The 22675-nt window shown below is 64.1% G+C and carries 24 protein-coding genes; 11 read left to right on the plus strand and 13 right to left on the minus strand.

Annotation, left to right across the window (positions count from 1 at the left end):
* Nucleotides 1–545: 545 nt before the first annotated feature.
* Nucleotides 546–974 carry a CBS domain-containing protein gene (locus FCS99_RS07270; protein WP_138511417.1) on the minus strand — a complete coding sequence of 143 codons (429 nt, stop codon included), beginning with the start codon at nucleotides 972–974 and terminating at the stop codon, nucleotides 546–548.
* 193 nt (nucleotides 975–1167) lie between these two features.
* Here FCS99_RS07270 and FCS99_RS07275 point away from each other — a divergent pair, with 193 nt between their 5' ends.
* Together FCS99_RS07275 and FCS99_RS07280 are read left to right on the plus strand one after the other, a co-directional pair.
* Nucleotides 1168–2469 (plus strand): DUF2157 domain-containing protein, encoded by a 1302-nt coding sequence (locus tag FCS99_RS07275; protein ID WP_171036279.1) that lies wholly within the window; start codon nucleotides 1168–1170, stop codon nucleotides 2467–2469.
* Nucleotides 2466–3023, plus strand: a complete 558-nt coding sequence (locus FCS99_RS07280; RefSeq protein WP_171036280.1) for a GDYXXLXY domain-containing protein — start codon at nucleotides 2466–2468, stop codon at nucleotides 3021–3023. The genes FCS99_RS07275 and FCS99_RS07280 overlap by 4 nt, the downstream gene beginning before the upstream one ends.
* Here the strand turns inward: FCS99_RS07280 and FCS99_RS07285 are convergent, their stop codons facing one another.
* Nucleotides 3024–3623, minus strand: coding sequence for a rhomboid family intramembrane serine protease (locus FCS99_RS07285; RefSeq protein ID WP_138511420.1), 600 nt, complete (start codon nucleotides 3621–3623; stop codon nucleotides 3024–3026).
* Nucleotides 3624–3826: 203 nt separating this feature from the next.
* On the opposite strand from FCS99_RS07285, the gene hfaA reads away from it, so the two are divergent.
* Genes hfaA through hfaD form a run of 3 tightly spaced genes read left to right on the plus strand, consistent with a single transcriptional unit; the run spans nucleotide 3827 to nucleotide 6411 of the window.
* Nucleotides 3827–4258 (plus strand): holdfast anchoring protein HfaA, encoded by a 432-nt coding sequence (hfaA, locus tag FCS99_RS07290; protein WP_138511421.1) that lies wholly within the window; start codon nucleotides 3827–3829, stop codon nucleotides 4256–4258.
* Nucleotides 4239–5258 carry a holdfast anchoring protein HfaB gene (hfaB, locus tag FCS99_RS07295; protein ID WP_456085643.1) on the plus strand — a complete coding sequence of 340 codons (1020 nt, stop codon included), beginning with the start codon at nucleotides 4239–4241 and terminating at the stop codon, nucleotides 5256–5258. The genes hfaA and hfaB overlap by 20 nt, the downstream gene beginning before the upstream one ends.
* A complete protein-coding gene (gene hfaD, locus FCS99_RS07300) occupies nucleotides 5173–6411 on the plus strand; it encodes a holdfast anchor protein HfaD (protein WP_138511423.1) in 1239 nt (412 codons plus the stop codon). Before hfaB ends, hfaD begins: the two co-directional genes overlap by 86 nt.
* 681 nt (nucleotides 6412–7092) lie before the next feature.
* Here hfaD and FCS99_RS07305 read toward each other — a convergent pair.
* Nucleotides 7093–7971, minus strand: coding sequence for a hypothetical protein (locus FCS99_RS07305; protein WP_138511424.1), 879 nt, complete (start codon nucleotides 7969–7971; stop codon nucleotides 7093–7095).
* Between the two features lie 195 nt (nucleotides 7972–8166).
* Between FCS99_RS07305 and FCS99_RS07310 the strand changes: the two genes are divergently transcribed.
* The 3 genes from FCS99_RS07310 (at nucleotide 8167) to FCS99_RS07320 (ending at nucleotide 10046) form a co-directional block, all read left to right on the plus strand.
* Nucleotides 8167–8727, plus strand: coding sequence for a PAS domain-containing protein (locus tag FCS99_RS07310; RefSeq protein WP_138511425.1), 561 nt, complete (start codon nucleotides 8167–8169; stop codon nucleotides 8725–8727).
* Nucleotides 8728–8785: 58 nt separating this feature from the next.
* Nucleotides 8786–9409 carry a PilZ domain-containing protein gene (locus FCS99_RS07315; RefSeq protein WP_138511426.1) on the plus strand — a complete coding sequence of 208 codons (624 nt, stop codon included), beginning with the start codon at nucleotides 8786–8788 and terminating at the stop codon, nucleotides 9407–9409.
* Between the two features lie 136 nt (nucleotides 9410–9545).
* Nucleotides 9546–10046: a DUF4339 domain-containing protein gene (locus tag FCS99_RS07320; RefSeq protein ID WP_233352699.1), complete on the plus strand. Its 501-nt coding sequence runs from the start codon at nucleotides 9546–9548 to the stop codon at nucleotides 10044–10046.
* 33 nt (nucleotides 10047–10079) lie between these two features.
* On the opposite strand, the gene FCS99_RS07325 is transcribed toward FCS99_RS07320, so the two are convergent.
* A complete protein-coding gene (locus FCS99_RS07325) occupies nucleotides 10080–10610 on the minus strand; it encodes a gamma carbonic anhydrase family protein (RefSeq protein WP_138511428.1) in 531 nt (176 codons plus the stop codon).
* A gap of 296 nt (nucleotides 10611–10906) precedes the next feature.
* Here FCS99_RS07325 and FCS99_RS07330 point away from each other — a divergent pair, with 296 nt between their 5' ends.
* Together FCS99_RS07330 and FCS99_RS07335 are read left to right on the plus strand one after the other, a co-directional pair.
* Nucleotides 10907–11671, plus strand: coding sequence for a PhoH family protein (locus tag FCS99_RS07330; protein WP_138511429.1), 765 nt, complete (start codon nucleotides 10907–10909; stop codon nucleotides 11669–11671).
* Nucleotides 11672–11736: 65 nt separating this feature from the next.
* Nucleotides 11737–12123, plus strand: coding sequence for a hypothetical protein (locus tag FCS99_RS07335; protein ID WP_138511430.1), 387 nt, complete (start codon nucleotides 11737–11739; stop codon nucleotides 12121–12123).
* A gap of 4 nt (nucleotides 12124–12127) precedes the next feature.
* Here FCS99_RS07335 and FCS99_RS07340 read toward each other — a convergent pair whose 3' ends face one another.
* The 9 genes from FCS99_RS07340 to FCS99_RS07380 all read right to left on the minus strand — a co-directional run bounded on the left by FCS99_RS07340 (nucleotide 12128) and on the right by FCS99_RS07380 (nucleotide 21796).
* A complete protein-coding gene (locus FCS99_RS07340; RefSeq protein ID WP_138511431.1) occupies nucleotides 12128–12637 on the minus strand; it encodes a hypothetical protein in 510 nt (169 codons plus the stop codon).
* Nucleotides 12638–12640: 3 nt separating this feature from the next.
* Entirely contained in the window at nucleotides 12641–14197 is a 1557-nt protein-coding gene (locus FCS99_RS07345; protein ID WP_138511432.1) for an ABC transporter permease/substrate-binding protein, read from the minus strand.
* Nucleotides 14194–14973 (minus strand): ATP-binding cassette domain-containing protein, encoded by a 780-nt coding sequence (locus tag FCS99_RS07350; RefSeq protein WP_138511433.1) that lies wholly within the window; start codon nucleotides 14971–14973, stop codon nucleotides 14194–14196. The genes FCS99_RS07345 and FCS99_RS07350 overlap by 4 nt, the downstream gene beginning before the upstream one ends.
* Nucleotides 14970–15182: a DUF3126 family protein gene (locus FCS99_RS07355; protein WP_233352700.1), complete on the minus strand. Its 213-nt coding sequence runs from the start codon at nucleotides 15180–15182 to the stop codon at nucleotides 14970–14972. Before FCS99_RS07355 ends, FCS99_RS07350 begins: the two co-directional genes overlap by 4 nt.
* 136 nt (nucleotides 15183–15318) lie before the next feature.
* The gene (cysE, locus tag FCS99_RS07360; RefSeq protein ID WP_138511435.1) at nucleotides 15319–16143 is read right to left on the minus strand and encodes a serine O-acetyltransferase; all 825 of its coding nucleotides are present in this window, start codon (nucleotides 16141–16143) and stop codon (nucleotides 15319–15321) included.
* A 16-nt stretch (nucleotides 16144–16159) separates the two neighbouring features.
* The gene (locus FCS99_RS07365) at nucleotides 16160–16750 is read right to left on the minus strand and encodes an NUDIX domain-containing protein (protein WP_138511436.1); all 591 of its coding nucleotides are present in this window, start codon (nucleotides 16748–16750) and stop codon (nucleotides 16160–16162) included.
* Nucleotides 16751–16779: 29 nt separating this feature from the next.
* Entirely contained in the window at nucleotides 16780–19923 is a 3144-nt protein-coding gene (locus FCS99_RS07370) for an efflux RND transporter permease subunit (protein WP_138511437.1), read from the minus strand.
* Complete coding sequence (locus FCS99_RS07375; protein ID WP_138511438.1) at nucleotides 19920–21053, minus strand: efflux RND transporter periplasmic adaptor subunit; 1134 nt, start codon at nucleotides 21051–21053, stop codon at nucleotides 19920–19922. The genes FCS99_RS07370 and FCS99_RS07375 overlap by 4 nt, the downstream gene beginning before the upstream one ends.
* Nucleotides 21054–21151: 98 nt before the next feature.
* Nucleotides 21152–21796 carry a TetR/AcrR family transcriptional regulator gene (locus FCS99_RS07380; protein WP_138511439.1) on the minus strand — a complete coding sequence of 215 codons (645 nt, stop codon included), beginning with the start codon at nucleotides 21794–21796 and terminating at the stop codon, nucleotides 21152–21154.
* 107 nt (nucleotides 21797–21903) lie between these two features.
* Here FCS99_RS07380 and FCS99_RS07385 point away from each other — a divergent pair, with 107 nt between their 5' ends.
* Nucleotides 21904–22527 (plus strand): nitroreductase family protein, encoded by a 624-nt coding sequence (locus FCS99_RS07385; protein ID WP_138511440.1) that lies wholly within the window; start codon nucleotides 21904–21906, stop codon nucleotides 22525–22527.
* Nucleotides 22528–22675: the final 148 nt, after the last annotated feature.

A 22675-nucleotide genomic window follows, 5' to 3' on the forward strand; every position in this document is an offset into this window, starting at 1 on the left:
GGGCCATCCCGTCGAGGAGGGCGGCTTTTAAACCACCCTGTTTTGAAGTCAACCAAGCTTTTCAGTGTTTGTGCAGCGCGCCCCATCCGATTGAAATTTCCGAAGAATTTCGACCGGCGCAGGATTTTCTAAGGCGCCTATGTAACACTGGAAACCGGCTGGCTTCCCCTCTCCGTTCCGGCCCGTTTGAAGAGGCCCTCCCGGCGAGGAGCGCGGTGTTTAGGCCGCGCCGTTTTTGAAGTCAATCGACATTTCTCAGAGATGTGCAGTTTGTAGTTCGGACCCGAAAAATCGGCGAAAAATTTACTGCCCGGTGCGTTCGGTTTGAAGCACCGGTCTTCTCTGAAAAGACGACAAGACCTCGCATGATATAGAAACGACGCTGGTCCGCAAGGGCAAAACCGCTGCGGCAGCGCCGGTGTGAGCGGGGTTCTACAGGACGCCGCTCAGGACGCAACCCCCCTGCCCAGAGATTCCTGCAGAAGCTCGCAGCCGACACACGGGGAAGCCAATGAGAGCAGGCCTCCCCGTCTGCAGCAAATATGTCATGAACGGATATAGGCGTGCAACGCAGCGGTTTCCGCTTCCATGTCTGCGATCTTGGCTTTCACCACATCCCCAATGGAAACCAGCCCCAGCATGGTGGCCTTCTCCATGATGGGGACATGCCGGACCCGGCGGTCCGTCATCAGAACCATGAGTTCATTGAGCCCGGTATCCAGGCGGGCCGTCACAAAGACCGAGGTCATGGCTTCGGACACCGGGCGGTCCAGCGCTGCAGCCCCGTGCAGGGCAACTTCGCGGACAATATCCCGTTCGGACAGGACCGCGACCGGCCGCGCCTGACGGTCAACAACAACAACAGCACCAATCCCGTGCTCATCCAGGGTCCGAGACGCATCCCCCAGGCTCGCGGTCTCATGAAGGGTGACGACGTCATTCCCCTTTGTTCTGAGGATCGCTTCAACAATCATGTCCAGCCCTCCCTTCGCTGCAGGCTGCCCGGCCTTCAGTCAGCCGGAACGGTTGCACGATAACACGAAAAGTCTGCGCACGGGACGAATTCGCGAAACCTTGGCGGGCCTGCCTGTGAATCAAGCTTTCATGGACAGGGCTTCCCGGCTCGGCCAACCTTTCCGGCAGGCGCGGTTAATCGGGAGGTCCGCAGTGGGATATCTGTCACGTCTCGGGAAGGATCTCGATCGCTGGATCGAGCAGGGCTGGGTCGACCCCGGCCGGCGGGACACCATTCTCGCTGATGCCGGCGCCCATCATCGTCACTGGACCGCCACGGGCGCACTGACGATTCTCGGCGCGGTCCTGCTGGCCCTGTCGGCCCTCACCTTTGTGGCGGCAAACTGGGAGGGCATGCCGCGCCTGGCGAGATGCGGGGTTATCCTCATTCCGCTCTGGCTGTCCCTGGCCGGGGCCGGACAGGCCTTTGACCGGGGCGCCACGGCGCTGGGCCATGCCCTGGCCGTGCTGGGCGTCGCCTTGTTCGGTGTCGCCATTCTCCTGACCGCCCAGACCTTCAACCTGGCCTCCTATCGCAACACGGCCGTTCTGGTCTGGTGCCTGGCGGGCCTGGCCACAGCGATCATCCTGCCCTCCCGTCCCGTCCTCATCCTGTCTGCCCTGCTCGGCGCACTCTGGGCCGGGCTGGAAATTGCCAATCCCTTCGTCACCGGCACGCTCTGGCTCTATCTGCCGCTGTGGCTGGCCAGCCTGGCACTCGCGATCCGGTTGGAATCGCGGGTGACAATCCACCTTCTGGCCTTCGCCCTGGTCCTGTGGGTCGGGCATGGCCTGGCCGAATACCGGGAGATGACCGATCTGGAACCCGCGATTCTTCAGGTCGCCGCCGTATTGGTCTTCGGCCTGCTCGCCCTGGGTGCGGCTCAGCTGCGGGACCGGAACGTGTTGGGCGGTGGCAGTCTGGCCGCCTGGCTGGCGGTGACCACGGCCGGCCTGGCCATCCTGATCCAGCCCGGCCTGTCCGACCGCAATACGATGGGCGCTCTGGAAGAAGCCGGGCTTTACCTGCCCCTGGCACTCCCGGCTCTGCTCCTGATCGGGGCGCTGTCCGCCTGGCGGGTTCGCACCGGCCGGATGCAGGCCCGGTCTGCGACCGGTCTGGGCATCGCAGCCTTGGCGCTTTTCGCCCTCCCCTTCGCCTACGGCACCGCATGGGACGGAATCGGGCTGCAAATCCTGTTGGGCGCCTGTCTCTATGCTGCCTGCGTGGTCCTGATTCTCGAAGGCAGCCGGACCGGGTCCCGGGCGGCGGGCGTGATCGGGATCTGCGCCTTCATCGGTCAGACCCTCTATGTCTACTTCGAGACCTTCGGCGGCCTGCTGGACACCGCCCTCTTCTTCCTGGTGGGCGGGCTTATCCTGTTTGCCCTGGGATTCGGCCTGATGCGCTGGCAGCACCGACCGTCTCACGCCAACCGGGGAGATGCGTCATGAGCCACACGCTTCGCCTCAGCCTGATCGGCGCCGTGATGACCGGATTCCTGGCTCTCATGCTGGGCCAGAACCTGATCCATCGCTCGCAGGGCACCGAAGTCCTGGTGCCGGTCGAAGGCTATGATCCGCGGGACATCCTCCTGGGGCATTACGCCAATATCCGCACACCGCTTCACCGGCTGGAGTCCGGGACGCTGGATGCCGGGGCCGGATTTGACCGCGGTGACCGGATCTTCGTCCTGCTGGACACCGGCCCGACCGGTCATGTGACAGCCGGCGGCATCCAGGCCGAACGGCCGGAGGGTGGGCTCTACATGGAGGGGCGGGTGCGCTCGGACCATGTCGTGCCGGGCGATGTCTATCGGGTCGACTATAATATCGAGCGCTACTTCGCTTCGCAGGAACGGGCGTTGGCCCTGCAGGACCGCTTGCGCGAACGCAATGCGGACGGGGAGACCGGCGTCAGCCTGATCCTGGCCCTGAACCGCAATGGTGCGGCCCAGATCAAGGGGTTTGTGGTCGACGGTGAACGGCGGGTAGACCGGGTCTGGTGATCAGAACTCGCGCTCGGAGAAAAGGCCGAGCGCAATCGGCGTCAGGATGATTCCCGCCACAGTTCCCCCGATATGGCCCGCCCAGGCCAGCGGCACCGGAAAGGCCATGCCGGCAAAGGCCAGGATGATGTTGAGCCCAATCCAGGGCAGGGCCAGCCGGGCCATGCCCCGCCAACCGCCCATCACCCAGCCGGCTGCCGCGATCAGTCCGGAGACACCGGTCGAGGCGCCGCCCATCACCATGGGCTCTCCGGAATGGAGGAGAATCTGGGCCACCGCCCCGATCACCGAACAGGCGAAAAACAGGATCAGGAAACCCGCTGATCCCTTCACCCCGGTCCCGAAGGCCATGCCGACCGAACGTCCGGCACTGATCAGGATGGCCACATTCATGGCGATGTGCAGGAAGCCGAAATGGATGAAGACGTGCAAGAGATAGGGCGCGTAGGGGCCGAGCGGTTGTTGCGGGACCAGCTGGCCGGGTCCGGGTTCGATCAACACCGAGGCTGAAAATATCCAGCGGCCCACGTCCGGCAGAAGATATTCCGCACCCGCCACCAGCAGGATCCCCGTCGCCAGAATCAGGACGGCGGGTGGCATGGCATTGAAAACCGGGTCTCTGCGACCGTCCCGTAGCGGCACACTTTCTCTCCACAAAAGCGTTCCGCCTTGGCCCACCGGCCCTGCAGAACTCGTCTTTCAGGCGAATTCCCCCAACAGGGGAACAGGTTTAGCGCCCCTCACCTACTGGCACGCGCGTTGCAGTACGAGCGGTGAATACGCGTCTAAAAGGACACGACGACATGACACTGCGCAAGCTCTCCATCACCGCCGGTTTCACCGTTGCGATGAGTCTGGCGGCCTCGGCGGCCCAGGCCCAACAGGTCGAGAGCACGGCAGGCTGGGAAATCCCGTACGGCCAGAGCACGACGGCGACGTCGGCCCAGGCCTGGTCCGGGGCCGGTGCCAGCGCCGGAGCAGCCGCCCGGTCGGAAGCCGGAAATCGCGTGATCATCGACGGGGTCATCCAGACCGGTGTCGGCGTCTCCACCCAGACCGGCCTGTTCGGCGGGGGTGTGGGCTCCAACGCAACGGCGATCGGCAACCAGCTGAACGTCAATGTCACCGGCCGGTACAACACCGTCATCGTCAATTCGACCCAAATCAATAATGGCGACGTCAACGCCAACGCGAATGCCAACGGCAATGTGAGTAGTGCCAATGACCAAGACTAAGATTCTGATGGCGACACTCGCCAGCGCGCTTGCGCTGACGGGCTGTGCGACCACCGCCCGCACGGGCGGATCGGACGGGCTCTACGCCCAGCCGATCGGTGGCGCACCGGTGACCGCCAATCCGACGCCTTATTCCGAAGCGCTGGTTTGCCTGGCCAATTATGCCCGGGAACACAATCTGCAATCGCCCCGCATCGCGGTTGGCCGACTGTCGGACTATACCGGCCGGTCCTCGCTGGAAGGCGGCGCGGCGATCACGCAGGGCGCATCCTTGATGGCGATCTCGGCCTTTGCCAAGGCGGGCGTCCGCCTGGTGGAGCGATTCGACACCTCCGTGTCGGAACTGGAATTGCGCTATGCCAACAATTCGCTGATCGGCGATGACAATGGGCAACAACGTCAGATCCATGCGGCCTCCCTGCCCGGTTCGGACTATCATCTGGTCGGTGGCATCACCGAGCTGAACTATAACATCCGCTCCAACGGCGTGGATGTTCTGGCCGGTGACCGGATCGACAGTGACCCGACGGGCCTGTTCTCGCGCCGGGCCTGGGTGATGAATATCGGCCTGGACCTGCGTCTCAACGAGACCCGCACCATGGAGACGGTCGACGTCATCTCCTATCAGAAACAGATCATCGGCCGCGAAATCTCCGCCGGCGTGTTCGCCTTCTGGGACGAAGCCGTGATCGACATTTCCGGCGGCGGCCGTTCCCTGGAGCCGGTCCAGCTGGCCGTGCGCTCCGTGATTGAACGCGCCGTGCTGGAAATCTCGGCCCAACTCTATGGCGTCGATCCCGCCGCGGCCTGCGTCTATTCCGATCCGATCGGCGGCAGCATGAATGGCGGCGGCCACACCAATTTCACCGGCGGCGTCAATGCCACCTCGACCTATGGCTCCCGGGAGACCTCGAATGTCCAAGCGCGCCAAACTGTTGATCGCGGGCATGATCGCCGCGACGAGCACGTGCGCAGCTACCTTCGCGGACGATACGACTGAGATCCTGAACGGACAGCTCAACCTGGATGCCGCCATCAATGTGACGGCCCGGGGTGAGACCGATCAGGCCGCCGCTGCCACAATGACAGGCATCGGCTCCGCGAATGCGCTGACAGTGGATGTGGTGGAACACCACGACATCGAGTCGGAACAGACCTTTTCCGGCAGCGTCGACGTGCAGGCTGAAACCCGTGCGACCGCGATTGACGGCACCGCCATCACCACGGCGGCAGCCCAGGGCAATTCGGTCAGCGTCATCAATGATAACGGCATGCATGCCGATGTGGGACAGACGGCGCTCGACGGCTCGACGGTCTCGGCATCGGCGCGGCTGGAGATCGACTCCTACGCCATGAATTCGGTGACCACGGCGACGGCGACGGCCAATGCCTATGACGCCGTCAGCTATGGCGGTCACAATGAACTGGCCCTGCGCCAGGACAGTGGTGCGGATGTCACCGCCGATTCCTATGTGCTCGCCGAGACCGGCGGGCTGGGCAACACCGCCAATATCATCGGCGCCGCCAACGGCAATTCCGCCCAGATCCAGGGCTATTATCTCGCCCCCGACCAGGTCGCCGATATCGACCAGGACAATCGCGGCGATGTGACGGCCCGCGCCGGCACGGACGCCGGTGGCGGGGCGATCTACACGACCGCCGTCTCCTCCGCGAACGGCAATTCGGCCTGGATGCAGAATGAATGGGGCTATGGCCACATCCAGGGCGAGCAGGACAATGAAGGCGACGTGACCGCCGAAACCGATGTCGCCATCGGCGATTTCGACATCGACCTGGTCAGCCTGTCGTCCGAGGGCGTCGGCAATTCCGCCATCATCTCCAATATCGGTGCGGACGCCTATATGGGTGTCGACCAGACCAATAATGGTGTGGTGACGGCGACGACCAGCTTTGACGGCGGCACGGGCGGATCCGTGCTGGCCTCGGCCACGGCCTTTGGCAATGCCGCGACGACCTATGTGTGTTCGGAATGCGCCGTGACCGCCTATGGCAATACGAACCAGACGAATAATTCGGCCGTGAACGCCTATGTGACCGGCCGGATGAATACCGGCGGGGCCATGTCAGGGACCGCAACCGCGATCGGCAATTCGGCGACCTATCAATCGATCACGCCCAATTCGGGCAATTAGAGCCATCCACTGACCCAACTGGGGGCAAGGTGGACAACCCCGGGCGCCGTGTTGTGGCGTCCGGGGTTTTCTTTTGCCGGCACACCAAGAACGCCACGCGCTGTCACGCTGGCGGTATGAGGGGTGCGGGACGCCGTCCGGCATCGTCGCTAATGAATTTGTGAGTGACGCCGAAAGGCGTCCCGCACACGGAGATTTCCTCCCGCCTCTCGACGGGTATTCAAGACCGGGTGGGTACAGGTTCCAACCCTTGGAACCAGCGGACCCCCTCGATAGCCGCTCCTTCCTTCCGGTGGTCAATCCGGATGTCCGAAACGCTCCGCTAACTCATCACCCCCGACCTGACCGGGCCGGGCCTCGAGTGGTGAAGAGGCGGGAGGTAGATTATGCGAGGCGGTTGGGGGTGGGGATAAGTTTTCCTCCACCGCCGCGCGGCGGAGGTGTCCCGCAGGGACGGATGGGCCGGCGACGCCGGAAGTACGGCGATGACGCGCCGCCCCTTCGACCCGATGCTGCGCATCGGCCCACTTCCCCATCAAATGGGGAAGAAAAACACCCCCTCTCCCCGGGGAGAAGGAGGGCGCTGAGGCCAAGACGATCCACGCACAAAAAAAGCCCCGGCTGTTTCCAGCCGGGGCAGGCATGCCGAGTGGCATGTGAGTGTGGTTGTTTGTTGAAGACTCAGCGGTAACCGCCAACGCCACCGTCGAGCATCAATGTCATGGAAACGGTCTGGCGGCGTTCGCGTTCCACTTCGCGACGCATGCGCTCGGTATAATGCTCCTCGCGGCGCATATAGATGAGCTTCACACCCGGGCCGTGACGGCGCAGCAGGGAGCGTTCATTGCAATTGCGGCGCGGTTCCTGGGTCTGGCAGTAGAGGCGGCCATCGGCACCATGGCGCAGGGCTTCCCCCTTGCGGCACATGATGGTCGGCGCTTCGGACCAGTCATATTCGCCATCGCGGACCCAGCCGATCGTGGTCTGCATCGCCGTACCGGCCATACAACGATAGATCTCGCCTTCATAGGACCGGCCGACACGCTCATCGGCATCAACGCGGGACGCCGGATGCGGTGTTCCATTGTCATCCACGCACACGGCCCGGACGACCCGCCATTCCTCGACCCAGCGGATGCGCTCTTCCTCATACCATTCGTATTCGGCTTCTTCCGCGACACCCACCACATTGAGACCGGTAATGGCCGTGGCAGCCGGCGCGGTCGTCATCGGGGTGTAGGAGCCACCCCCGATAAAGGTGATGGCGCCGGCACCGGCTCGACTGGAAGCCCCGGCATTGGCCGTGGCATTGCTTGACGCGTCGACATTCACATTGGTGTTCACATTGACCCGCGTCGAGACATTCACGCCGACATTGATATTGCCGCCATGGATGTTGACGTTCGGCACATTCACCGTGTGCCCCCCGCCATGATCACAGCAGGTGGTCGGCGGCGGTGGCGGTTCACAACACTGTGCCGATGCGACCGCGGGAACGGTCACAAAAGCAATCGCGGCTCCCGCCAGGGCGAGAAAAGCGTGCCGGGCTGATACGCGCATGGGCTTGCTCCTTGGTCTTCCCCCCCTTCGTTGCAATCCGCATACCGTTTCGCGTGCCAGGAGTTCGCGCCTCCGGTGAATGCCCTGCAACCGGGTTCCCGCCGGGCGGGTATGGCCCCGAACTTGTAATCCCGTCCCGCAACGCACCGGACCGGAACAGGCCGGTCATCTGGATGAGTTTTGGGAGCCCACGGGATGCGCCACCCGCAAACACGAGCCCTGCATGCCTATTGGCAGACCCGCCGTCAGGGCGGAGCCGCCCCGCTGCGGGCTGATATCGAGCCGCAGGATATCTCCGAGCTTCTGGGCTATGTCTTCATCCTGTGGCGGGCAGACAGCCAGCACCATATCTTCCGCCTGGCCGGCACGCATTTGTGCGACCTCTATAAAAGAGAGTTCCGGGACCAGAATTTCCTGACGCTGTGGCGCGGCCATGACCGCACCCATGTCCAGGCCGTTCTGGAAGCGTCCATTTCCGGTACATCGCCGGCCTCGATGATCGCCCGTGCCGTGTCGATGGATCAGCGTGAATTGCCCGTCGAGATCGCTTTCTTCCCGCTGCGCGGACCGAGCGGCGAGATCGACCGCATGCTGGGCCTGTTCCAACCGCTCGATTCGACCGAGGATCTCCGGGGCCGCCCTGTCATCCGGACCGCGCTGCGGGAAATCCATCCGCCGGCCCAACCGGCAACGATCTTCCCGGGCCTGGCCCAGTCCGATGCCAGCCTGGTGCAACGCGTCGCAAACGATCAGTAATTGCAAGCCCTTCTTAACGCCTGCACGCTAACGTAGCCGGGTCAAGAAGGGTGTTGCCATGCAAGACGAGCCTGGCCGTCTAGATCGCCGGAAGATCAGGATTGCAGCCCGGGGCTCGCAAGAGCGCCGCCGGCATGCCCGCGTCCCGCTGCAACTGCACGGCCGCTTCTGGTCCGAGGCCGCCGGCGAGAATGCCTGTCGCGTCATCGATATTTCGCCCGGTGGCGCCCGCGTCCTGTGCCGCATGCCGCCGCGCGAAGGCAGCCGAATCGTTTTGATGATTCCCGGACTGGGACGCGTGGAGGGCCAGATCGTCCGCCGCGAGGGTCAGGAATTCTCCGTCACCTTCATGACCACGGCCCGCAAACGCGACAAGCTGGCCGACGCGATCACCTGGCGCTTCAACAAGGACCGGCTCGGCCTGGAAGAAGATCGTGCCGCACCCCGCAAACCAGGACGGGGCCGGGCACGCATTCTCCTGTCGGATGGCGTAGTCATCCAGGCCAATGTGATCGACGTATCCGTCACCGGCGCTGGCTTTGAATGCCTGGAACGCCCCCGTGTGGGAGAGCGTCTGCGTGTCGGTGAGATGTCAGGACGTGTGGCGCGAATTCTGGACAATGGCTTCGCGGTCGTGTTCGATCCCCCCGAGGCCGAAGCCAACGACCCTGAAGCAGCCTGATTAAAAGACGCGTTTTCAACCCCCTTGCGGTCACGCTTTCTCATTGCGGCCCAATTCTTGCCGTAGCTGAAAGCTAGACGTTAGAAGTTTGAGTGCGAAAGAGCCGTAAGAAATGCCTCGCGACGACGGAATCGCAATGTCCTGGTTTGTAAAAGTCGAAGGCCGTGTTTACGGCCCCTATACGCCGCAGCAAATGCGCGCCTTCGTTGCCGAAGGGCGGATCGCTGCGCATTCGCAAGTCTCCGCCGAGCGGGATGGCGAATGGGCACAAGCCTCGGAAATTGATGAATTTAAAGAATGGCTTGGCCAGTCCGAAGACCGGCCGAAGCCTGAGAAGCGTGTCACGCCGGGCGCCCGTCCGGCCAATTTCGTGATCATTGCCGAACTGCAGCCGGACGTCGCGGCAGAGTTCCGCGATGCACTCTCCGCCTATGGCGATCTGGAGCCGATCACGTCCGGCACCTGGCTGCTGCGCGGGCCGACGACCTCGGCCGTCCTGCGCAATGAACTCAGTCACATTCTGGGACGCGATGACAAATTGCTGATCATTGATGCGTCCCATGATCGGGCAGCCTGGTTCAATCTGGGCCGGGAAGCCGACCAGAATATCCGCGAATTGTGGAGCCGCGCCCACTAGGCCCGGCCCACACCGCCTTTTCTTTTTCCGGATTCAATCGATACGGCGCAGCTGCGTGCTGTGCTTCTGCCAGTTCTCGACATAATGGTCGGCGGACGCGCGCAGCATGGCTTCGGTATCGTCATCCAGGGTGCGGATGACCCGGCCCGGCGATCCCACGACCAGGGAATTGTCCGGGATTTCCTTGCCCTCGGTGATCAGGGCATGGGCGCCGATGATGCAGTTCTTCCCGATCTTGGCGCCATTGAGAATGGTGGACCCAATTCCGATCAGCGTGTTGTCGCCAATCGTGCAGCCATGCAGCATGACCTGGTGGCCGACGGTCACGCCCTCACCGATCGTCATCGGCCAGCCGATATCGGTGTGAAGCACGGATCCGTCCTGGATATTGGAATTCCTGCCGATGACGATCGGGTCATTGTCGCCGCGCACCACCGCGCCATACCAGACACTGGCGCCCTCCCCGAGCGTGACCCGGCCCATCACCTGGGCATCGGGGGCCACCCAGAATTTTCCTTCGCCCGGGGTCTGCGGCTCCGACTCACCCAATGCATACAAGGCCATTCCTGTCTCCCACTTTATTTTCGTGAATTATTCGCGACGTACTCGTTCAGAACTTCTTCACCGGGTTAGAATGAGACTGTAACCGCGATTCGAAGACAGATCGTCCCGTTTCGCATCGGATGCACCCTTAGGGAGGCCCCGGGTAGACGGCATGACCGCACACCGACCCAGCCCGCCAGGATCCGGCGCCACGCGCCCTGCGCCCTTCGAGTGCTCCGAACTGTCCCTGCAGCCCCGTCCTTTTTTCGCCCCTCGCCGCTTGGCCGAGGGGTTTTTCATGTGTGGAGGTTCCAGCCATGGGTAAGCGTAACGTCAAACGTCGTCAGCGTGCCGGTGAGTTCAACACGGCGCACTATCAGGCCGAGGAAGACAAGGTCCGGGCCCTGTTCCCCGGCACAAGCTGGAGCCCTGACGAAAAAGAACCCATGCGCGACCAGCGCTTCATCAAGAATGTGAAACCGCGGTCTGACGGTCAGGCCGCCCTCATGAAGGCGATCGACGAGCACAATATGGTCATGGCGCTCGGCCCGGCCGGGACGGGCAAGACCTACCTGGCCGTCGCCAAAGGGGTGGAGGCCCTGGAATCAGGCTCGGTGAGCCGGATCGTCCTGTCCCGCCCCGCCGTCGAGGCCGGCGAATCGATCGGGTTCCTGCCCGGCGCCATGGAGGAAAAGCTCGCCCCCTATCTGCGGCCGCTCTACGACGCACTGGCCGACCGGCTGTCGCCGAAAAAGCTCAAACTCCTGATGGCGGAAGGCCTGATCGAGATTGCACCGATCGGCTATATGCGCGGCCGCACGCTGAACAATGCCTTCGTCGTGGTCGATGAGGCCCAGAACTGCACCTATACGCAGCTGAAAATGCTGCTGACCCGGCTGGGATGGAACTCGACCATGGTCGTGACCGGCGACCCGGCCCAGTCCGATCTCCTGCCGGAAATGTCCGGCCTGGCCCAGATCGCGGAGAAAGTGGAGGCGCTGGACGATATCGCGGTCTGCCGCCTGGAGGCGAAGGACATCGTCCGCCACCCTCTGGTTGCGAGCATGCTGACGGTTCTCTAGGATCGCATCAGGATAGTCAGTCCGGAGCCTCTGGCAGGCTCCGGGCGCAACCCTGACCACTCGCCATGCCCTATACCCGCAGCTTTGACGCCGAGGCTCGCCGCTTCGAGACGCGATTCTCCGGTGTTGTTCCGGTCGAGGAAATCATCCGGAACTACATGGAAATGATCCATTCGCCGGAATGGGGCCCGGATGTTGTTCGCCTGATCATCGTCGAATCGGGCGCCGACCTGTCGGAGCTGACGATCGACGTCTTCCAGACCAAATTCGTCAAACTGCTCGAGGACACGGCCGAGATCGCCGGTCCGCCCAACAAGAATGCCTGGGTCATCCAGTCGGACACCACCGTCCCGATCGCGGAAACCTGGGCACTGATGCCACGCGCGTCCGAGCTGGATGTTTTCGGCGTCTTCCGCACCAGAGCCGAGGCACTGGCCTGGCTGAAGCGCTGAGCTGTCAGTGGATGGTGACGCCCGGCGGCACATCCATGCGACGGAATTTCACAAGAATGCGCAGGGTCAGCGGGTGTTCCTTGGCCGGATCCAGGCCCAGCCGGATCATCTCGGCCCGCGCTCGCTCCTTCTTGCGCCGCGCGCGCAGATACTGGATCGCCACGAATCCGCCAATTGCGACATAGGCCACCAGATGCGCCACGCCGTACCAGTTGGGCAGGAAGAGCCAGACGCCCAGGGCGGCCACGATGGAAAAGATGATATCCACCGGCCAGCTCTCGGACGCAGTGAAAAAGCCCAGGACGGGGAAAATCTCGCGATCCACCTCGCCTTCCGGATCGATCTGCGTCAGCAGCGCCTCGAACTCCGCCGACTGACGGGCATAGACCTGGTTGAGCGGAGTATCCTCGGTGATCGGATCGGCATGGGAGGGCCGGTCCCGATTGAGAATCAGGCAGGCGCGCATCAGCCATTCGGCATCCTGAAGCCGGCCATAGCCGCGAAATCCACTCATCGCCTACTCCGAGATCACCCCGTCCAGCCAGGCGGCGGCCTGGGCCGGGGTCTGGCCGTCCATGTCCACCCGGCGATTGGCCTCACGCATCAAGGTCGCGTCAATGGCACCGATCAGCGGCGCCAACGCATCAGCCAGCCCCGGACGCCGGGCGGCCTGCGGTGAGAGCAGGATGACCGCATCATAGGGCGGCAGCACGGCCAGCGGATCGTCCAGCACAGCCAGGTCAAACGCCGCGATTCGGCCATCAGTCGTGTAGGCGGTAATGACATCGACCTGCCCGTCCCGCACGGCCGTGTACATGAAGGTGGAATCCATGGACCGGGTCCGCATCGGCCCCAGCGCATAGGCATCCCGGGTCGCGGTCCATTCGGCCCGCGCGAACACTTCGGGGTCCCCGCCGATCTCCAGCTCACCGGCAATGGGAGCCAGATCGTCCAGACTGTCGACACCCAGCGCCTCGGCTCGGTCACGGCGCATGGCGAAGCCATAGGCGTTCTCGTAGCCGAGACGCCCCAGGGTCAGGATGCCATGCTCTTCCCAAAGCCAGGCGGACATTTGCGTGAACATGAGATGGCGCTCGACCGGTTCGGGCCGGTTCATCACTGTGGCCCAGATCGTGCCGGTGAAATCGACATAGACATCGATCTCACCCGTGCGCACCGCATCGAATGCAATCGTCGAGCCCAGATTGTCGAGCCTCTCGCCCCGCGCGCCGGCCGATTCGAGGCGGCGCTGCATGAGCGCGGCGAGGATGTACTGCTCCGTATAGGACTTCGCCCCGACCACGACAGTCTCGCCGGCGATTCCCGGAGCGGCGGAGGCCTCGATTTGGTTGCTCGGCCCCGCCTCACCGGCCAGGCTGACATAGCGCGGCAGGATGGACGCGCCGATCAGGACGACGAGAAAGGCCCCCACCCCCAGCGCCAAGCCGCGACGGCGATCCCGGGCCGCCACTTCCAGCCAGCGGATCGCCTGGTCCAGCACAATCGCCAGGCCGGCGGCGAAGAGGCAGCCGAACAGGACGGACAGCCAGTTGCGGGTCTGCAGGCCGGCAAAGATGTAATTGCCCAGACTGGCTGCGCCGACCGGTGTCGCCAGCGTCGCCGCGCCCACGACCCAGACGGTCGCCGTGCGCAGACCGGCCACGATCACCGGCAGGGCCAGGGGCAATTCGACCTGCCAGAGGCGTTGCGCGTCGGTCATGCCGATTCCACGGGCCGCCTCGCGCAGATTCGGCTCTATTCCCTGAAGGCCCACGATCGTGTTCCGCAGGATGGGCAGAAGGGAATAGAGCAGCAGCGCCAGGAAGGCCGGCCAGAATCCGATCATGCCGCCGAGCAAGGGCACCATGAGGGCCAACAGGGCCAGACCGGGAATCGTCTGGATCACACTGGCGATGTTCAGGGTCACGGCTGACAGGCCGGGTCGCTGCGCGGCCACGATGCCGAGCGGGACTGACACCGCGATTCCGCAGACCAGCGCGGTCATGGACAGGATCACATGCGCCGAAAGGAGATGCGGCAATTCGGCCAGGCGTTCGGCGAGATTCGCATTCATGCGCCCAGCTCCCGGATCGCGCGCATCTGGCGGCGCGGCGTTTCCAGCAGGCCGGAGACATAGTCACTGGCCGGCGCTTCGAGCAGATCGACCGGCGTGCCTTGCTGCAGGATCGCCCCGTCCTGCATGACAGCGATCTGATCGGCCATAATCAGCGCCTCTGCCATGTCATGCGTGACCATCACCGCGGAGAAACCCAGCCGGGCCTGCAAGTCCCGAAACTCCTGCTGCAGACTGTCCCGCGTGATCGGATCGAGCGCGGAAAAGGGTTCATCCATCAAGATCAGATCGGGTTCGCCCGCGAGGGCACGGGCAAAGCCGACGCGCTGGCGCTGTCCACCGGACAGTTCGGAGGGATAGCGGTCGGCATAGTCCCCGGCAGGCAGCCCCACCATGTCGAGCCATTCGGCCACCCGCGCCCGCGTCCGGTCCGCGGACCAGCCCAGAAGCCCCGGAATGATCGCGACATTCTCCTGCACGGTGAGATGCGGAAACAGGCCATCGCCCTGCATGACCCAGCCGATCTGCCGGCGCAGCTGCACCGGATCCATTTCGGCCACATCCTCACCCTCGTACAAAATCAAACCGCCCGAAGCATCCTCCAGGCGGTTGATCAGTTTGAGCAATGTCGTCTTGCCGCAGCCGGACTCACCGGTGAGGGCCAGCAATTGGCCGCGCGGCAGGGCCAGCGACACATTCCGCACGGCCTCGACCCCGCCCGGATAGGTCTTGCCGACCGAGCGGATGTCCAGGACAGGCGCGGCCGGATCGATCAAAGATCTTCCAGGTCGATATCCAGGATGGTGATTTCGAAGGAGTAGGACGTCTCGCCTTCATCAATGATCTTGGAGACCACACCCAGGCATTCATCACCGATATGGATCTCGGCGCATTCATCCGGACGGTTCCGGCACTGGACGACGAGTTCCGGGTTCAGTTTGGACTGAAGGAACATTTGGAGCTTGGCGGCTTCCAGGGGGGTCATGTTCTTGTTCACGGGCAAGAGCCTCCGCTTGGGGGGATTCGAAGTTGGCCGTAACTAAGCCCATGGCAGGGGGGTGCGTCCAGTACAGGGCTGTCCCCTGCGCTGTGTCTTGCCACGGGAATCGGGATTTTCAGGCCTAGCCCGAGCCAGACGGCAGGCTCTGATCCATGGATTTCGCGGGTTCCTTGCAGCAATCGCCGACCACCTTGGCCGGAACGCCCGCCACGGTGCAGCCTTCCGGCACATCCTGGAGAACCACGGAACCGGCTGCGATCCGGGCCCCGTCACCGACATGGATATTGCCGAGAACCCGGGCACCGGCACCGATCAGGACACCCTTGCCAATCTTCGGGTGGCGGTCCTGGTGGGCTGCGCCTGTCCCGCCGAGGGTCACCTCGTGCAGGATGGAACAATCATCCCCGATCACGGCGGTCTCACCGATCACGACCGACGTCGCGTGGTCGAACATGACGCCCTGCCCGATCCGGGCCGCCGGGTGGATGTCCAGACCGAAGCGTTCACCGACCCGGCTCTGCAGGTGGAAAGCCAGGGTCTGACGGCCCTCATTCCAGAGCCAGTGGGACACGCGGTGCGCCTGCAGGGCGTGGAAGCCCTTGAAATAGAGGAAGGGCTGCAACAGCGAGAGGCAGGCGGGATCGCGCTCATCCACGGCCATCATGTCGGCCGCGGCCTTGGCCACAATGGTGGGATCGCCTTCCAGCGCTTCCTCGGCCACGTCCCGGGCCAGCATCATGTCGAGCTGGGCGTCGGCCATCTTGGCAGCCAGCCGATAGGCCAGGGCGTGGGAAAACTCGTCATGGCGCAAAATGGCGGCATTGAGGAAGCTCGCCAGGATCGGCTCTTCGGCCGCCGCGGAAGCCGCTTCAACCCGGAGCCGGGCCCAGAGGGAATCGACGCCGGTGCGTGCGCTTACCGTTTTTTCCGCAGATGTGACTGCCATGGTCGTCTCCTTGCGCCTATCGGCCCAACATTGCGTTGGCGAGCGCTCGGTCCAGCTCACCTTCCTGGGCCATGTAGTATGCCCGCAGCAGCATCGCTACCGTCAAGGCGTCAGAAATAACGCCTTTGGACACGTCTTCGAGAGCGGCCCGGAACGGAACCTGCCGGGTTTCCAGCTCTTCCGTCCCTTCCGGTTCGGCTTCGCCCCGGGTCAATCCGGTGGCGAGATAGCCGATCGCCGCTTCGTCCGTGACGGAGTTGGACAAATCCATGCGCAGGATCTCGCGCCAATGCTCCGCCGACAGACCGGTTTCCTCTTTCAGCTCGCGCCGGGCGCTGAAAAGCGGGTCATCGGCCAGCGGGCCGCCGCCTTCCGGGATTTCCCAGCTGTAGCGGTCCTGGGGGAAGCGGTGCTGACCGACCAGCATGATGCTTCCGTCCTCGAAGACCGGCAGGATCGCCATCGCCAGATTGGCGAAATTGACCACGCCATAGACGCCGGGCTTGCCGTCCGGACGGGTGACGTCATGCTCGGTCACCGCGATCCAGGGATTTTGATAGGCCTGGCGCGTCTCATGGACGAGCCATGGCCCGCGCTTCCGGGCCATGCCAGCCTCCGCACTTGCCTGTTTCGGCTCTAGGCCTGTTCGGCAAGGCCGGGCAAGCCCTTCGCCTTGTCGGCCGCCCGGCGCAGACTGTCGGCCAGCTTGCGCTTTTTCAGGGACAGCCGGGTCAGGAAGACGAAAGCGGACGGGGCGAAGACCAGGGCCAGCACGGCCGATCCCGCAACACCGCCGACCATGGCCGAGGCAAAGGGCAGCCAGAAGCTGTCACCGGACAGGAGGAGCGGCAGAAATCCTCCGATCGTGGTGAGGGTTGTCGACAGGATATGGCGCGAGGCGTCCATCACCACGCGGGTGACAGAACCGGTTTCCAATGCGATCGCGCCGGTATCATGACGCAAGGCTGACAGCACTACGATGGACCCATTGATGGACAGTCCGACCAGCCCCATCGAGCCGACAATGGCATTGAACCCCATCGGCGTTCCGAACAGCCAGACCCCGAACAGGGCGAGGCCGACCGACAGGAAGGCGACGACGAAAATGATCCCGGCATAGCGGAACGCGTTGAAGGCCAGCACCACGGATCCGATCATCAGGACCAGGAGCGGCAGGGCCGTGCCGAGCAGGTCGGCCATGGCATTGCCCCGCTCGGCGGCTTCACCGGCGATGCGGAGGTCATAACCCGGCGGCAGCTCGATCTCGGCCGCCTCCAGCGCGCTGAAGAAATGGTCGAGCGCCGGGGCCGGCAGGGTGAAGGGATCCAGATAGGCGTAGACCGTATTCACCCGCATGCCGTCCTCATGGGGAATTGTGGCGACCTGGGGGGAAAGGGTGACATCGCCGAGCGCTGCGACCGGTGAGGCCAGAATGTCAGCGCCCGGCGATGCCAGGGGGGACCCTGCCACGGAAGCCAGGCTCGCCCGCCGGTCATCTTGGGCAATAACCCGGACGGGGAGTTCTTCCGTGCCTTCCAACACACTGCCACCGATCACACCGTCAAAATCACCGCGCAGACGGTTGGCGAGGTCTGCGAGACGAACACCGGCGAGTTCGGCCGAAGCCTCATCCGCCATGACGCGTGCGACCGGCTCCCCCCGTTCCAGGAGGGCGAGCGTGTGGGTCACCGTTGGAGTGGTGGCGAGAATGCCGCGGATTTCATGGCCGAGCCGGTCCAGCTCGCCCAGTTCCGGCCCGACAATGATCAGTTCGATCGGCGCGGGGATGGGCGGCCCCTGCTCGAAAGGCAGGGTCAGAAAGCGCGCATCGGGGAATTCCTGCATCACGCGGCGTTGCAGGTCCGGCAGGATGCGGGCGGTGGCCTCGGCGCTTTCAGTGCGGACGAAGCCGGCAGCATAGTTCGGCGCGTCGGACCGGTTGCCGACGACATTGTAATAAGTGCGCGGTGCACTCTCCCCGATAACCCAGCTGACCTGTTCGATCCCGTCATAGGACAGGATCAGTTCCCGGGCACGCTCGGCCTGGCGGCGGGTTTCCGCGATGGAGGCCGTGGACGGCAGTTCCAATTCCATCTGGAACATGTCGCGATCGGTCGGCGGGAAGAATTGCACCGGCAGGGTGGAGGCCGCGAAGAAGCCGGCCACCGGCAGGACCACGCCGGCCAGAAGCCCGATCCAGGGCCGCGCGCTGATCGTGTCGAGCAGGCGGCGATAGACCGGTCCGAACGGGCCGGCCCCCAGGCCATGACGCCAGAAACGGCGTGGCGCATGGACCAGGTCGGGATCATCGAACCAGGCGGCAAAGGCGCTGACCACGGTCAGGGCCAGAACCAGGGACGAGGTGATCGCGAAGATCACGGAAATCCCGATCATGGAGATGAACTCGCCCGACGCGCCCGGCATCAGCGCGATCGGCGCGAAGGCGAAGACAGTCGTGGCCGTGGACGCCAGAAGCGGGGCAAACAGCAAACGGACCGAGGTTTCCAGCGCTGCGAGAGGCGCCTGCCCGCGCTGGCGCAAGAGGCGGTATTCATCCACCACGACAATCGCATTATCGATCAGCAGGCCGAGCGCGACGACGAGGCCGGTCACCGACATCTGGTGCAGGGGCTCATCATAGAGGCGGATCAGGACGAGGACGGCCAGAACCGTCAGCGGCAGGGCCGACCCGACGATCAGCGCTGCGCGCCACCCCATCATGAAGAAGAGGACGGCAAAGACGATCAGGGCCGCCACGGCCAGATCTCGGGCCAGACCGTGCAGGCGGTCATCGACATAATCGCCCTGTCGAAAGACCGTATCGACCCGCACGCCGGGGACGCTGTCGGCAAAGTCGGCGATCACCGTATCGGCGGCATCCGACCAATGGTCCACGCGAAGTTCGGGCTGGAGATAGGCGGCCACGAGCACCGAGCGGCGGCCATCGACCAGGGCGAGAGACCGCACCGGGTCGCGGGCATCCTTCACCACTGTTGCAATATCGGCCAGGCGGATGAAGGTCCCGTCCTCGGCCTGGCCGACGGGAATGTCCCGGATCCGGTCCAGACTGTCGAATTCCCCGGCCACCTCGACAGACAGGTCGACGGCGCCGGCGCGCAATTCACCGGCCGGGGCCTTGGAATCCGCGCGGGCGGTGAGCTGCGCCAGATCGGTGATCGACAGCCCGAGGGCGGCGAGCTCATCCGGATCGGCTTCGACCCGGACTTCCTCTTCCACACCGCCGAAGACTTCGGTCTTTTCGGTGCCGGTCAGGTTTTGCAGACGCGCTTCCAACTCGTCCGCGAGACGCGTGAGGATGGCGGGATTTTCCGCGCCCTGCCCGTCCCAACTGAGGGCCACGATCATAGTGGCCGCGCCGACATATTGCCGCTCGACCTGCGACGGCAGGGCTTCGGCCGGCAATTGCGATTGCACGCCGGCCACGCGTTCCCGGATCAGCGTCCAGGCCTGATCGACTTCCGGCGGGGACAGGTCTTCGCGAACCTGCAGCGTAATCACGGAAATGCCGGAGCGGGAATTGGAACTGGTATCATCGATCTCGGCGAGACCGTGGATGGCGTCCTCGATCGGTTCGGTCACCAGGGCTTCGACGCGCTCGGCGGACGCGCCCGGGAAGACGGTGACCACCGTGCCGAAGCGTTCGGTCAGCGACGGGTCTTCCTGGCGCCCCAGCGACATGAAGGCGCCCAGCCCTGCCGCGATCAGCAGGATCACGCTGAGCAAGGTCAGGCGTGGAAAGCGGTAGAAGAGCGTGCTCATTGGGCCCGGGCCTCGATTCGGGCCGGCACAACGGACTGGCCGGGTGTGACCCTCTGGATGCCGCCGGCGAGGATCATTTCACCGGCATTGACGGCACCGCGGACGAAGGCGCGGTCAGTTTCGACGCGCAGGGCTTCCACCGGACGGGCCTCCAGGGCGTGGCCCTCGCCCTCTTGCGGCACCAGGACGTAGACAGACCAGAGACCCCGGCGGCCTTCAGCCAGCGCCTGGGTGGGTACCCAGAAACCGGCCTGTTCCATGGGCGTATCCAGCGAGAGCCGAATGACTTCACCGGCCGCAATGCCGCTGGCCTGATCCAGGTCGAAGACAACGGTGACGGTCCGCGATTGCCGGTCCACCACGCCTGTGGTGGCGCGGAAGCGGCCCGGCACACGGCCCGCAGGCGTCACGAAGTCCAGCACATCACCCATGCTGAGGCCGGCGGCGGTATCGCGCGGCAGGCCGACCCGGACTTCCAGCGCCCCGGCCTCGACCAGTTCGAGCAGAGCCTGTCCCGGTTGGGCGATGGCGCCCTCATCAGCAAAACGCGCCGTGATCACACCTTCGAACGGTGCCGTCAGGACCGACAAATCCCGCTGCACGCGCAAGGCGTCGGCGGCCGCGGCGGCCGCGTTCTGGCGGGCCTGGGCGGCGCGGGTCGAGGTGATGACCTCGTCAAAGCGCTGTTGCGAGATATGGCCGCGCTCGAGCAATTGGGCCTGGCGGTCCTGTGTGTCCTCGGCGAGTGCGGTCTGGGCGGCGGCTTCGGCGGTCTGGGCATCGGCGGCAATGATCTGGGCGTCCAGGGCCCGCGTATCCAACCGGGCCAGGACATCGCCGACCGCGACACGGTCGCCGACATCCACAGTCAGCGCATCCAGACGGCCGGCCCGCTCAAAGCCAAGCGCGGTTTCGCGCCGGGCTGCGACAAGGCCGGGATAGAGGTCTTCCACGGCGAGACCGGCATCATAGTCCGCCTCGATCACGGAGACCGGCAGGGGCGGCGGGGGCGGCAGAGCCGAATTGGCTTCCGCCCGCAAGGTGGAGACACCGAATACAAGAATGGCCACACCGATTGCGGCACCCGCCACCATCGATCCGGCTCCCAGAGGTCGTTTGTATAGAGACATGCCTGCACCCTCGCCTGTCAGATGCAGGGAGATGTAGGACACTGAACGTCGTTTGAAAAGTGAACGCCGTTAAATTATTTTCGTATTCGCCTCATGCATCAATTCATGAGACCCCGAATGATCATATCCGCATGGACATCGATCACCGAGTCCAAAGTGACATGCTCTGAGCCCGGAATGCCGTTCGGGAACTCGTCCAGGCAGACGATCAGCTGCGTCAGACCGTGCAGGCTGGCCCAGACGCTTTTGGCGAAGACCCGCGGATCTCCGGCCCGGAAATTGCCCTCCGCCTGACCTTGTTGGATCATTTCGACCAGGGCCGCCTCGGCCTCGAAGGCGACTTCCTTTTCCTCGTGCAGATGCGGCTTGGCCGTCACGGACGGCGCGAAAGCCATCATGTAGTGATTGGGCTCTTCCATGCCGGTTTCGATATAGGCCCGCATGCAGCGGGCGCAGAGCTGGGCAGTGCCGCCGCCCTCTTCCATCGCTTCATTGATGCGCGCCATCAGACGCTCAAAGAACATCTCGCGAATGGCCGTGAACAGGTCATCCTTGGAGGCAAAATACTTGTAGATGGCCGCCGGCGAGTAATCGATCGCCTCCGCCAGCCGCCGCATGGAGATCCCCTCTTCCCCATCGGTGGCAAAAATGGTTTCTGCGGCGTCGATGATCGCTTCGCGCACCTTGCGCCGACGACGGTCGGCCGGCGTGTCATCGACGTCCGTGCTTGCTTCAGCAGCCATGTTTATCACTCACTCCCCGGCTCGCATTTGAGCCTGCCCGTCACTAGGTATACCGATCACGGACTGAATTGGTCAAAACTGCCACACACTTCCGGGACAACCCTGTCATGAATGATGAACCGACCCAGCTCGCTTTTCCCGCCCCTGGCGAACGCCTGGCGCCGCACCATGCCAATGCCGAGACCCTCGCCCTCTTGAGCCGGCGCCGGTCAACCGTGGCGCTGGCCATGAACGAGCCGGGACCGTCCGCGGAACAGGTCGATCAGCTGATCGCGATTGCCAGCCGGGTCCCCGATCACGGCAAGCTGGCCCCCTGGCGCTTCATCGTCTTCCAGGGCGAGGCCCGCACACGCTTCGGTCAGACCCTGGGCCAGGTGTTCAAGGCGAAAAATCCCGATGCGAGCGATGAACAAGTGGCTTTCGAGGCGGGCCGGTTCGAACGGGCCCCGCTGGTCATCGCCGTGATTTCCTCGGTCACCGAGAACCACAAGATCCCGGAATGGGAGCAGGTCCTGTCGTCGGGAGCCGCCTGCCAGAACCTGCTGATTGCCGCCTCGGCCATGGGTTTCGGCGCCCAGTGGCTGACGGAATGGTATGCCTTTGATGCGGATGTGAACGCCGAACTCGGTCTGGGACCGAGCGAGCGGATCGCCGGCTATCTCTATGTCGGTTCGGCCGAGGACGAGCCGGTGGAACGCGTCCGCCCGGCCGCGCGCGTCGATCACTGGTAGGACGAGACCGCCCCGTTTTCGGCAAGGTGAGCAATTCCAAGGCGATACACGAACCCCGTTCACGTAGAACCGGACAGACTGCCCCTCATATTTCATGCAGATTGGCCGTTTGCGGCCCGGGATTTCGTTAAGCCGCCTGCCGGCATCC

This window comes from Maricaulis alexandrii, assembly GCF_005871165.1.
Classification (GTDB): domain Bacteria; phylum Pseudomonadota; class Alphaproteobacteria; order Caulobacterales; family Maricaulaceae; genus Maricaulis; species Maricaulis alexandrii.